A 13341-nucleotide genomic window follows, 5' to 3' on the forward strand; every position below is an offset into this window, starting at 1 on the left:
TTGAATAAAAAGACCGTAGACAGTGGGTGTGCTTTTGCACGTAAATCCCACCGAGGTTTTTAGAAATAAATTCCCAAAAGGGATCCTCGTGTCTACGGGATCCTTTTTAAATTTTTTAAGGAGGTGGGAAGGTGGGCACAGCAAAAGAGAAAAAGCAACAAATCGTAGCAGAGTTTAAAGACAAATTGTCACAAGCACAAACAGTGATTTTTTCAAACTTTAGTGGCTTGACTGTAGAAGATGATACTATATTAAGACGCAAATTTAGAGAAGCTAATTCTGAGTACAAAGTCTACAAAAATACTTTAATGACTATTGCAGCTAAGGAACTAGGCTATGGAGATGATTTAATTAAATATTTTGAAGGGCCAACTTCTGTAGCTTTTGGATATGATGACCCTGTTGCGCCTGCTAAAGTTCTTGTGGAATTTATGAAAGACCACAAGGGAATTGAGTTAAAAGCAGGTCTTGTAAATGGGAAGTTAGTGACAGTTGAGGAAATTAAGGCTTTGGCAGAGCTTCCTTCAAGAGAAGAGCTTGTGGCGAAAGCTTTGGGCAGCATGAAAGCTCCTATTACCAACCTCGTTTTCGTGTTGTCTGGCACGTTGAGAAGCCTGCTTTATGCTTTAAATGCAGTGAAAGAGAAAAAGCAAGCTGAAGCTTGAAAACAAAAATAAAAATTTTAAGATGGAGGTAGAGAAAATGAACAAAGAGGAAATTTTGGAAGCCATAAAAAATATGACAGTTCTAGAATTAGCTGAATTGGTAAAAGCTTTAGAGGAGGAATTTGGCGTATCTGCGGCAGCTCCTGTAGCAGTTGCAGCAGCTCCAGCAGCTGGAGCACCAGCAGCAGCACCAGCTGAAGAAAAAACAGAATTTGATGTTATTTTACAAGAAGTAGGTAGCGACAAGATAAAAGTTATCAAGGTTGTGAGAGAAGTAACAGGCTTAGGACTAAAAGAAGCAAAAGATTTAGTAGAAAGTGCTCCAAAGCCAGTTAAAGAAGGAGTAAGCAAAGACGAAGCAAATCAAATCAAAGCAAAATTCGAAGAAGTTGGTGCAAAAGTAGAAATAAAATAAGGGCAAAAATTTTGCCCTTATTTTTTTATGGGGAATTGTTGACATAAATCTTCACTTGTGCTATTATAATAAATTGCATTAATAGTGGCCTTTTTTATTTGTTAATATATGTATATGTATAAGAGGACGACTGTTGGTGAATAATAATGGTAAAATAGGGTTCTTTTGTGCGCAATCCAAAAGTTGAAAACTTTTGGTAATTTACATTTTTTAAGGGGTGAAATGGATGGTACGTCCTGTACAAGTGGGCAACAAGACAAGAATGAGCTTTGCCAAGATCGACGAAGTATTAGAAATGCCCGACCTTATTGAAGTTCAAAAGAAGTCCTACAAATGGTTTTTAGAGGAGGGATTGAGAGAAGTCTTTAGAGAAATTTCCCCAATAGAGAGCTTTACGGGGAATTTGGCTTTAGAATTTGTTGATTATCGATTAGAAAATAACCCCAAGTATTCAGTAGAAGAATGTAAAGACAGAGATACTACATATGCTGTGCCGATGAAAGTCAAAGTACGCCTTACCAACAGAGAGACTGGGGAAATTAAGGAATCTGAAGTATTTATGGGAGATTTCCCTTTAATGACAGAAAAGGGTACTTTTATTATAAATGGCGCAGAACGTGTAATTGTAAGCCAATTGGTTAGGTCTCCAGGAGTCTATTATGAACAACAATTTGATAAATTTGGGAAAAAATTAATTTCTGCAACTGTAATTCCAAATAGAGGCGCTTGGCTAGAATATGAAGAAGATTCCAATGATATAGTATATGTTAGAATTGACAGAACAAGAAAAGTTCCAATTACTGTATTATTAAGGGCTTTGGGTTATAGTACTGATATTCAAATTCTTGACCTTTTAGGGGAAGAGGAAAAATTAAAAGCTACTTTAGATAAAGATACTACAAAATCTGAAGAAGAGGCTTTAATAGAAATTTATAAGAGATTAAGACCGGGGGAGCCGCCTACTGTCGAGAGTGCTAAAAGCCTTTTGTATGCATTATTTTTTGATGCAAAAAGGTATGATTTAGCAAAAGTTGGACGCTATAAATTTAATAAAAAACTTGCGTTAAAAACGAGAATTGCAAACTTAAAGAGTGCAAAAAAGATTGTCAACCCTGTTACAGGTGAGATATTAGTAGAAGAAGGAGAGAAAATTTCAAAAGAAAAGGCAGAAGAAATTCAAAATTGCGGCATAAATGTAGTAGAAGTGTTAGTAGAGGGTAAAGTAGTAAAAGTAATAGGCAATAATACGGTGGATATAAATAAATATCCAATGCCTTATGATGTATCTAGCTTAAATATAAAAGAAGCAGTGAATTTAAGTGTATTAAAAGAAATACTTGACAATTTCTCTGATGAAGAGGCGGTAATAAACGAAATAAAAAATAGAATGGATGAACTTGTTCCTAAGCACATTACTAAAGATGACATTATAGCCACTATAAGTTACCAATTAAATTTAACTCATGGAATAGGTTCAATAGATGATATAGATCATTTAGGAAATAGGAGACTGCGGTCTGTAGGGGAATTATTGCAAAACCAATTTAGAATTGGACTTGCGAGATTAGAAAGAGTAGTCAAAGAAAGAATGACAATCCAAGATGTGAATGAAATTACTCCTCAAAACCTTATAAACATTCGCCCAGTTGTAGCAGCCATTAGAGAGTTTTTTGGAAGCTCCCAGCTTTCTCAATTTATGGACCAAACTAACCCTTTGGCAGAACTTACTCATAAGAGAAGAGTAAGTGCTTTAGGTCCTGGAGGACTTAGTAGAGAAAGAGCGGGTTTTGAAGTAAGAGACGTTCATTATTCTCACTATGGAAGGATATGTCCAATTGAGACTCCTGAAGGACCTAATATCGGTTTGATTGGATCTTTGACTACCTATGCTCGTGTAAATGAATATGGATTTATTGAAGCTCCATATAGGAGAGTAGATAAAACTACTGGTACAGTTACAGATGAAATTGTATATATGACTGCAGATGAAGAAGATGAATATATTATAGCTCAAGCTAACGAACCATTAGATGAAAACAACAGGTTTATTAATGAGAAAGTGGTATGTAGATTAAAAGAAGAGATAATAGCTGTACCTCCAACAGAAGTGGACTTCATGGACGTTTCACCAAAACAGATAGTGTCTGTTGCTACTTCTATGATACCTTTCTTGGAAAATGATGATGCGAATAGAGCCTTGATGGGGTCTAACATGCAGAGGCAAGCAGTACCCCTTATAAAACCTGAAGCGCCAATAATTGGAACGGGTATAGAATATAAGGCAGCTGTTGATTCTGGTGTAGTAGTATTAGCGAAAAACGATGGAGTAGTGGAAAAAGTCGCTGCTGATAAAGTTGTAATTAGAACAAAGGACGGTAGAAGGGATGAGTATAATTTACTTAAATTTAAGAGGTCAAACCAGGGAACTTGTATAAACCAAAGGCCTATTGTAAATGAAGGAGATGAAGTGAAAAAAGGGCAAGTTATATGCGATGGACCTTCTACTGACTACGGTGAACTTGCACTTGGGAAAAATGTCTTAGTAGGATTTATGCCTTGGGAAGGTTACAACTATGAAGATGCTATTTTGATAAGTGAAGAATTGGTTAGAGATGATTCTTTAACTTCTATTCACATTGAGGAGTATGATGCAGAAGCAAGAGATACGAAATTAGGTCCAGAAGAGATAACGAGAGAAATACCGAATGTAGGCGAAGATGCTTTAAAAGATTTAGACGAGAGAGGAATAATACGTATAGGTGCAGAAGTTACCGCTGGTGACATATTGGTAGGTAAAGTTACTCCAAAAGGTGAGACTGAACTTACAGCTGAGGAAAGACTTTTAAGAGCTATTTTTGGAGAAAAGGCAAGAGAAGTAAGAGATACTTCTTTGCGTGTTCCTCACGGTGAGTCAGGTATAGTAGTAGATGTTAAAGTTTATTCTAGAGAAAATGGTGATGAATTGCCACCAGGAGTCAACCAAATGGTAAGAGTATTTGTTGCTCAAAAGAGGAAAATTTCTGTTGGAGACAAAATGGCAGGGCGCCACGGTAACAAAGGTGTTATTTCAAGGATACTTCCAGTAGAAGATATGCCATTTTTGCCAGACGGTACCCCTTTGCAGATATGTTTAAACCCATTAGGTGTTCCATCTCGTATGAACATTGGTCAGGTTTTAGAAGTTCACTTGGGTCTTGTTGCAAAAGCATTGGGATGGCAGATTGCTACACCTGTTTTTGATGGAGCAACGGAAGAAGACATACAGGAGCTTTTAGCTAAATCGGGTTTTTCTCCGGACGGCAAGGTGCAGTTGTACGATGGAAGAACAGGTGAGCCTTTTGATAATAAAGTTACAGTAGGTTATATGTACATGCTGAAACTTCACCATCTTGTTGATGATAAGATGCATGCAAGGTCTACTGGACCATATTCTTTGGTTACTCAACAACCTTTGGGTGGAAAAGCTCAGTTTGGTGGACAGAGATTTGGTGAGATGGAAGTATGGGCATTAGAGGCATATGGTGCAGCTCACACTTTACAAGAGATTTTGACTGTGAAATCTGACGATGTATCAGGTCGTGTAAAAACCTATGAAGCTATTGTCAAGGGTGAAAACATACCAGAACCAGGTATTCCTGAATCCTTTAAGGTATTGGTTAAGGAACTTCAAAGCTTAGCATTAGATGTCAAAGTTATCACAGAAGATAATCAAGAAATTCCATTAAAAGAATTTGAAGATGATGACGATTCTGATGTGCCAGATGCTACTCTTAATATCAATATAGAAGGCCGCGAAGATACGCCACCAGAAGAAGTGTATGAAGAAAGCTACGAAGAAGGCTTTGAAGAAGAGATTGAAGAACTGCCAGAGGATATTGATTTTGAGCCAGATAGTTTTGATATAGAAAATGATGATTTAGATTTAGAAGATTTTGATATTTAATTAGTTAAAACCAAAATTTATTGAAGAAAGGAGCGACACTCCTTGTTTCAGTTAAGAAATTTTGAAGCTATTAAAATCGGGTTAGCATCACCTGAAAAAATAAGAGAATGGTCAAGAGGTGAGGTGAAAAAGCCTGAAACTATAAATTATAGAACGTTAAAACCAGAAAGAGATGGCCTTTTTTGTGAAAGAATTTTTGGACCTACAAAAGACTGGGAATGCCATTGCGGTAAATACAAGAGAGTGAGATACAAAGGTGTAGTTTGTGATAGATGTGGAGTTGAAGTTACAAGGTCCAAAGTTAGAAGGGAAAGAATGGGGCACATTGAACTTGCTGCCCCTGTTGCACATATATGGTATGTAAAGGGGATTCCAAGTCGAATGGGGCTTCTTCTTGATATGTCTCCAAGAGCATTGGAAAAAGTGCTGTACTTTGTATCATATGTGGTTATTGACCCCGGCGATACTCCTCTTACTAAAAAGCAATTATTATCAGAAAAAGAATATAGGGATTACCTTGATAAATATGGCAACAGATTTAGAGCAGGGATGGGAGCCGAAGCTATAAAAGAATTGTTACAAGAAATAGATTTAGAAAAATTGAGCAAAGAATTGAGAGCTGAAATACGTGAATCTACTGGCCAAAAAAGGGTAAGAGCAATTAGAAGGTTAGAAGTAGTGCAAGCTTTTATAGATTCCGGCAATCGCCCTGAATGGATGATTTTAGATGTTATACCTGTAATTCCGCCTGATTTAAGACCTATGGTGCAGTTGGATGGTGGGCGCTTTGCAACTTCAGACCTTAATGATTTGTATAGGAGAGTAATCAATAGAAATAACAGATTGAAAAAGCTTTTAGACTTAGGGGCTCCAGATATTATAGTAAGAAATGAAAAAAGAATGCTACAAGAAGCAGTAGATGCTTTGATAGACAATGGCAGAAGAGGTAGACCTGTTACAGGCCCAGGCAACCGACCTTTAAAATCCCTTTCTGATATGCTAAAAGGTAAGCAAGGAAGATTCAGACAAAATCTTTTAGGTAAAAGGGTAGATTATTCAGGTCGTTCCGTTATAGTAGTGGGGCCGGAGCTTAAAGTTTATCAATGTGGTTTGCCAAAAGAAATGGCATTAGAGCTTTTTAAGCCTTTTGTAATGAAGAAATTAGTAGATGAGGGTTTGGCGCAGCATATAAAAAGTGCTAAGAGAATGGTTGAAAAGGTAAAGCCTGAGGTATGGGATGTATTAGAGGAAGTTATTAAAGAACATCCTGTGTTACTAAACAGAGCACCTACACTTCATAGATTGGGTATTCAAGCTTTTGAACCGGTGTTAGTTGAAGGAAGAGCTATAAAGCTTCATCCTCTTGTGTGTACGGCTTACAATGCAGACTTTGATGGTGACCAGATGGCTGTTCACGTACCTCTTTCAATGGAAGCACAAGCTGAAGCGAGATTTTTAATGCTGGCTGCTAATAACATACTCAAGCCCCAAGATGGAAAGCCTGTTATGACTCCTACTCAAGATATGGTATTAGGTTGTTATTACTTAACAGCAGATGAAGAGGGAGTTCCAGGTGAGGGCAAATATTTCTCCAGCCCTGAAGAAGCTATTATGGCATATCAACTGGGATACATTCACATCCATGCTAAGATAAAAGTGAAGATGACAAAAGAAATTGATGGAGTCAAAAAATCAAAAATAATTGAGACAACAGTTGGAAAAATTATATTTAATGAAGCAATTCCACAGGATTTAGGTTATGTAGATAGAACTAATCCTGAAACTGCTTTTGACTTAGAAATTAATGATTTAGTAGATAAATCTAAATTGGGGAAAATTTTAGATAGAGTATACAGATTACACGGGCCAACAAAGACAGCAGAAACTCTTGATAAAATCAAAGAGTTAGGTTTCAGATATTCTACAAAAGCAGCTATTACTGTCAGTGTATCTGACATGGTAATACCTAAAGAAAAAGAGAAGCTTCTAAAAGAAGCAGATGAAATGGTAAGTAAAATTGAAAGCCAATTCAGACGTGGTCTCATATCCGAGGAAGAAAGATATGAGAGCGTAATAAGGACATGGAACATGACTACAGAAAAAGTTACAGAAGCTTTGATGGCAAGCTTGGACAAATTTAATCCTATATTTATGATGGCTCATTCAGGAGCAAGAGGAAGTAAAAACCAGATAAGGCAGTTAGCAGGTATGAGAGGTCTTATGGCAGACCCTTCAGGAAGAATTATTGAGCTTCCTATAAGGTCTAACTTTAGAGAGGGTCTTAATGTGTTGGAATTCTTCATATCTACTCACGGTGCAAGAAAAGGTCTTGCGGATACAGCTTTAAGAACTGCAGACTCTGGTTATTTGACGAGAAGATTAGTTGATGTGAGCCAAGATGTCATAGTCAGAGAAGATGATTGTGGAGCCGATGAAGGAATTTATGTAGAAGAAATAAGAGAAGGAAATGAAATAATTGAAAAATTAGCTGACAGAATAATAGGAAGAGTTGCGGCTGAAGACGTGATTGATAATGAAGGCAATATAATTGTCAGAAGAAATGAGTTGATAAACGAAGAGGAAGCAGAAAAAATCGAAAAAGCAGGTATTACAAAGGTAAGGATAAGGTCACTTTTGACATGTAAGTCAAGACACGGCGTATGTAGAATGTGTTATGGTAGAGACCTTGCAACAGGTGAACTTGTAAATATAGGCGAAGCAGTGGGCATTATTGCTGCACAAGCTATAGGCGAACCAGGTACACAGCTTACAATGCGAACATTCCATACTGGCGGTGTAGCTGGTGCAGATATTACACAAGGTCTTCCAAGGGTAGAAGAGCTTTTTGAGGCAAGAAAACCAAAAGGACTTGCTGTAATTTCTGAAATTTCTGGTGTTGTAAGAATCAATGAGTCAAAGAAGAGAAGAGAAGTCATTGTAACAGATGAAGAAAACAATATTTCTAAGACTTATCTCATTCCCTATGGTTCAAGACTTAAAGTTCATGATGGTCAGGTAATACAAGCTGGGGATGAGTTGACAGAAGGGTCTGTAAATCCTCATGACCTTTTGAAAATAAAAGGAATATTTGCAGTACAGACTTACTTGCTACAAGAGGTTCAAAAGGTTTATAGATTGCAGGGTGTTGAAATAAATGATAAGCATATTGAAGTAATAATAAGACAAATGATGAGAAAAGTAAAAGTAGAAGACCCAGGAGATACTTCAATGCTTCCTGGAGAGCTTATAGATATGTTTAAATTCGAAGATGAAAACAAAAAAGCAATTGAAAAAGGATTAAGACCCGCTACTGGAAGAAGAGCTCTTTTGGGAATTACAAAGGCGGCTTTGGCAACAGATTCTTTCTTATCAGCTGCTTCTTTCCAAGAGACGACAAGAGTGCTTACAGATGCGGCTATAAAAGGTAAAGTAGACCCGCTCTTAGGATTAAAAGAAAATGTGATAATAGGTAAACTAATTCCTGCTGGAACAGGTTTGTCACGCTATAGAAATATTTCTGTTGTAAAAAAAGTGAATGACCAACAGGAAAGACAAGATAAAGAAAAAGAAGAAACAGAAGTAAAGGCAAGCAACTAAAGATTGAAACGAAATTCTACTGTTGACAGCTAAACTGCTTAATGATAAAATTATTAAGTGTGTTAAAAACCGCTGTCCTGATGGGAGGAAGGCGAATGGCGGGACAAGATTGCCCTTCTAAGCGGGTGGTTGGAGCGAAGCAGACTCTAAAAGCAATAATGAATTGCAATGTACTTCAGGTCTACATTGCAAAAGATGCGGAAGAACATGTTACTAAAAAAATAAAAGAACTATGTGAGGAAAAATCAATTAGAATAGTGTACGTCGATACTATGAAAGAACTTGGGGTAATGTGTGGTATTGATGTAAATGCTGCCGCTGCAGCGGATATTATAGGTGAAAAGAAATAATTACCCCTTTGAGGGGGTAATTATTTCTTGATTTATTTGGAAGGAGGTGCAAAAATGCCAACAATAAATCAGTTAGTAAGACAAGGAAGAAAGCCAGTAAAATATAAATCTGCTGCTCCAGCTTTAGAGGGTAATCCTCAAAAGAGAGGAGTTTGTGTTGTAGTAAAGACTACAACTCCTAAGAAGCCAAATTCAGCATTGAGAAAAATAGCAAGGGTAAGGCTAACAAATGGTACAGAGGTTACAGCGTACATCCCTGGTATAGGTCACAATTTGCAGGAACACTCTGTAGTTTTAGTAAGAGGTGGAAGGGTTAAAGACCTCCCAGGTGTAAGGTACAAGATTATCAGAGGAGCCCTTGATGCTGCGGGTGTTGCCAATAGAAAGCAAGCTCGTTCAAGGTATGGCGCTAAAAAGCCTAAAAAGTAAAAAAAGATGAAATGGAACTATAAATGTATCTAGTAGAGTTAATTATTGTAAAGTTTTTACACAAAAGGAGGGAAAAGGATGCCAAGAAAAGGTCATGTAGAAAGAAGAGAGGTCCTTCCTGATCCTGTATATAATAGTAAAAAAGTTTCAAAACTAATTAATAAAGTAATGTGGGATGGTAAAAAGAGCTTAGCTCAAAAAATTTGTTATGGAGCTTTTGACATAATAAGAGAAAAGACAGGAAGAGATCCTCTTGAAGTTTTTGAAGAAGCTTTAAATAATGTCATGCCTGTTCTTGAGGTAAGGCCTCGAAGAGTAGGTGGTGCCACTTACCAAGTTCCTGTGGAAGTAAGGCCTGAAAGAAGGCTATCTCTTGGAATAAGATGGCTTGTAGAGTATGCAAGGCAAAGAAGTGGCAAATCTATGATGGAAAAATTAGCAGCAGAAATAATGGATGCTGCAAATAATACTGGTGGAAGTGTTAAGAAGAAAGAAGATACTCATAAGATGGCGGAAGCTAACAAGGCATTTGCTCACTATAGATGGTAAAAGTAGTTTATAGGGGGTAGTGAACTAAGGGACAAGAAAGGAGGATGGAAGATGCCAAGAGACTACAGCTTAGATAAAGTTAGGAACATTGGTATTATGGCGCATATAGATGCAGGAAAAACCACTACTACCGAGCGAATACTTTTTTACACAGGAAAAGTTCATAAGTTAGGAGAAGTCCACGAAGGTACTGCTACAATGGACTGGATGGTACAAGAGCAGGAAAGAGGTATAACTATAACTTCTGCGGCTACTACTTGTTATTGGAAAGGGCATAAAATAAACATTATTGATACGCCGGGACACGTGGACTTTACTGTAGAAGTTGAAAGGTCTCTAAGAATATTAGACGGAGCTGTTGCGGTTTTTTCTGCAAAAGAGGGTGTTGAACCTCAATCTGAAACTGTATGGAGACAGGCTGACAAATATCATGTTCCGAGAATTGCTTATGTAAATAAAATGGATATAATAGGTGCTGACTTTTTCAATGTAATAAAAATGATAAAGGAAAGATTGGGAGCTAATCCTGTAGCTATACAAATTCCTATTGGAAAAGAAGATACTTTCAGAGGCATTGTGGATTTAATTAAAATGGAAGCCATAATATATGAAGATGATTTAGGTACTGTAATGGATGAGACTGAAATACCTGATGACTTAAAAGATTTAGCTGAGGAGTATAGAGAAAAACTATTAGAAGCAGTTTCTGAGCAAGATGAAACTATTTTAGAGAAGTATTTAGAAGGGGAAGAAATAACTGAAGAGGAGATTCACAAAGCCTTAAGAAAAGGAACTATAAATGGTGAATTAGTACCAGTTGTCTGTGGTTCTTCCTATAAAAACAAAGGAATTCAGCCTATGTTGGATGCGATAGTAAGATATCTTCCTTCTCCACTCGACTTGCCACCTGTAAAAGGCATGGCATTAGCCACAGGAGAAGAGATAGAGAGAAAAGCCGACGATTCAGAGCCTTTTTCAGCATTAGCATTTAAAATTATGGCGGATCCTTATGTAGGTAAACTTGCTTTTTTTAGAGTATATTCAGGGACTCTAAATGCGGGCTCTTATGTATTAAATTCTACAAAAGGTAAAAAAGAAAGAATAAGTAGAATTCTTCAAATGCATGCAAACCACAGGCAAGAAATGGAGGCTGTCTACACAGGCGATATAGCTGCAGCTGTTGGACTAAAAGATACTACAACAGGAGATACCCTCTGTGATGAGAATCATCCAATACTTTTAGAATCAATGGATTTTCCAGAACCAGTTATTTCTGTTGCTATAGAACCTAAGACTAAAGCTGCTCAAGAAAAAATGACTACAGCTTTATTAAAACTAGCTGAGGAAGACCCAACCTTTAAGACATATACTGACCAAGAGACAGGACAGACAATAATAGCCGGTATGGGAGAATTGCACTTAGAGATAATTGTTGATAGGCTAAGAAGAGAGTTTAATGTTGATTGCAATGTAGGTAAGCCTCAAGTTGCTTACAAAGAGACTATTACTAAACCGGTTAAAATTGAAGGGAAATTTATTAGGCAATCCGGCGGACGCGGTCAGTATGGTCATGTTTGGTTGGAGATGGAACCTGCTCCAAGAGGAGAAGGCTATACATTTGAAAATCGCATTGTAGGAGGAGTTATTCCAAAAGAATATATTCCTGCAGTTGACGCAGGTGTTCAAGAAGCTATGCAAAACGGTGTTCTTGGAGGATACCCTGTTATCGATGTAAAAGTGGCATTGGTAGATGGTTCTTACCATGAAGTTGACTCCTCAGATATGGCATTTAAAATAGCAGGTTCTATAGCATTTAAGGAAGGCATGAAAAAGGCAAACCCTGTTCTTTTGGAACCTATTATGAAAGTAGAGGTTGTGGTTCCAGAAGAATACATGGGAGATATAATAGGAGATATAAATGCACGACGTGGAAGAGTTGAAGGAATGGAAGCAAGAGCTGGAGCCCAAGTTATAAGAGCATTTGTGCCGCTTGCTGAAATGTTTGGATATGCCACTGATTTAAGGTCAAAAACTCAAGGAAGAGGAACTTACACTATGCAGTTCCATCATTATGAAGAAGTTCCTAAAAATATTGCTGATCAAATATTAGAAAAGAAGTAAAGGAGGAAAAGAGGATGGCGAAGCAAAAATTTGAGAGGAAGAAGCCGCACGTAAACGTAGGGACGATAGGTCACGTAGACCATGGTAAGACGACATTGACAGCAGCGATAACGATGGTATTATCGAAGGCAGGGATGGCAGAGGCGAAGGGGTATGACGAGATAGACAAGGCGCCGGAGGAGAGAGCAAGGGGAATAACGATAAACACGACTCACGTAGAATATGAGACAGAGAAGAGGCACTATGCGCACGTAGACTGTCCAGGACATGCTGACTATGTAAAGAACATGATAACAGGGGCAGCACAGATGGACGGGGCGATATTAGTAGTATCAGCAGCAGACGGACCGATGCCACAGACGAGGGAACACATATTATTGGCGAGGCAGGTAGGAGTGCCATATATAGTAGTATTTTTAAACAAGGCAGACATGGTAGACGATCCAGAATTAATAGAATTAGTAGAGATGGAAGTAAGGGAATTATTGAATGAATATGAGTTTCCGGGGGATGACACACCGATAGTAGTAGGGTCAGCACTTAAGGCATTAGAGTGTGGATGTGGCAAGAGAGAGTGCGAATGGTGCGGGAAGATATGGCAGTTAATGGATGTAGTAGACGAATATATACCGACACCGGAGAGAGACATAGACAAGCCATTTTTGATGCCAGTAGAGGACGTATTTACGATAACAGGAAGGGGAACTGTTGCGACAGGAAGAGTAGAGAGAGGGAAGGTAAAGGTAGGAGACGAAGTAGAGATAATAGGATTGACGACAGAATCGAGGAAGACAGTAGTAACAGGAGTAGAGATGTTCAGGAAGACGATGGATGAAGCGCAAGCAGGAGACAACATAGGAGTATTATTAAGAGGAGTACAGAGGGACGAAGTAGAGAGAGGGCAAGTATTAGCGAAGCCAGGGACGATAAAGCCGCACACGAAATTTGAGGCTCAAGTTTACGTATTGACGAAGGAAGAGGGAGGAAGGCACACACCATTTTTCAATGGATACAGGCCACAATTTTACTTTAGGACGACAGACGTGACAGGGGTAATAAACCTGCCGGATGGAGTAGAGATGGTGATGCCAGGTGACCACGTAACGATAAAAGTGGAGTTAATAACACCGATAGCGATGGAAGAAGGTTTGAAGTTTGCTATAAGAGAAGGCGGCCGTACAGTAGGTGCTGGCGTCGTGTCAGCTATCATAGAATAACATCATATTTTTGTGCTAATAGCAGTTGCTATTAGCACAAAAATATTGATATGTC

Annotated in this window: 9 protein-coding genes and 1 other annotated feature (1 of these 10 only partly in view); all 9 genes read left to right on the plus strand. The window is 38.1% G+C overall.

Features of this window, described 5'->3' with window-relative positions; translation table 11 throughout:
* Positions 1-118, plus strand: a sequence feature (ribosomal protein L10 leader region); it begins 5 nt to the left of the window's first position.
* 13 nt (positions 119-131) lie between these two features.
* The 9 genes from rplJ to tuf all read left to right on the plus strand — a co-directional run bounded on the left by rplJ (position 132) and on the right by tuf (position 13286).
* Positions 132-665 carry a 50S ribosomal protein L10 gene (rplJ, locus tag THEBR_RS01850; RefSeq protein ID WP_004402359.1) on the plus strand — a complete coding sequence of 178 codons (534 nt, stop codon included), beginning with the start codon at positions 132-134 and terminating at the stop codon, positions 663-665.
* Positions 666-702: 37 nt separating this feature from the next.
* Entirely contained in the window at positions 703-1080 is a 378-nt protein-coding gene (gene rplL / locus THEBR_RS01855) for a 50S ribosomal protein L7/L12 (RefSeq protein ID WP_003870271.1), read from the plus strand.
* Between the two features lie 226 nt (positions 1081-1306).
* Positions 1307-5023, plus strand: coding sequence for a DNA-directed RNA polymerase subunit beta (gene rpoB / locus THEBR_RS01860; protein WP_012268991.1), 3717 nt, complete (start codon positions 1307-1309; stop codon positions 5021-5023).
* Between the two features lie 42 nt (positions 5024-5065).
* Positions 5066-8620 carry a DNA-directed RNA polymerase subunit beta' gene (gene rpoC / locus THEBR_RS01865; RefSeq protein WP_004402357.1) on the plus strand — a complete coding sequence of 1185 codons (3555 nt, stop codon included), beginning with the start codon at positions 5066-5068 and terminating at the stop codon, positions 8618-8620.
* Between the two features lie 95 nt (positions 8621-8715).
* On the plus strand, positions 8716-8970 hold the full coding sequence (locus THEBR_RS01870; RefSeq protein WP_003870268.1) for a ribosomal L7Ae/L30e/S12e/Gadd45 family protein: 255 nt from the start codon (positions 8716-8718) through the stop codon (positions 8968-8970).
* A gap of 54 nt (positions 8971-9024) precedes the next feature.
* Entirely contained in the window at positions 9025-9399 is a 375-nt protein-coding gene (gene rpsL / locus THEBR_RS01875) for a 30S ribosomal protein S12 (protein WP_003868702.1), read from the plus strand.
* 78 nt (positions 9400-9477) lie between these two features.
* Positions 9478-9948, plus strand: coding sequence for a 30S ribosomal protein S7 (gene rpsG / locus THEBR_RS01880; RefSeq protein ID WP_003870267.1), 471 nt, complete (start codon positions 9478-9480; stop codon positions 9946-9948).
* A 51-nt stretch (positions 9949-9999) separates the two neighbouring features.
* Positions 10000-12069: an elongation factor G gene (gene fusA / locus THEBR_RS01885; protein ID WP_009052835.1), complete on the plus strand. Its 2070-nt coding sequence runs from the start codon at positions 10000-10002 to the stop codon at positions 12067-12069.
* Between the two features lie 14 nt (positions 12070-12083).
* Positions 12084-13286: an elongation factor Tu gene (tuf, locus tag THEBR_RS01890; protein ID WP_012268992.1), complete on the plus strand. Its 1203-nt coding sequence runs from the start codon at positions 12084-12086 to the stop codon at positions 13284-13286.
* Positions 13287-13341 lie beyond the last annotated feature (55 nt).

The organism is Thermoanaerobacter brockii subsp. finnii Ako-1, assembly GCF_000175295.2.
In the GTDB taxonomy this organism is placed as follows: domain Bacteria; phylum Bacillota; class Thermoanaerobacteria; order Thermoanaerobacterales; family Thermoanaerobacteraceae; genus Thermoanaerobacter; species Thermoanaerobacter pseudethanolicus.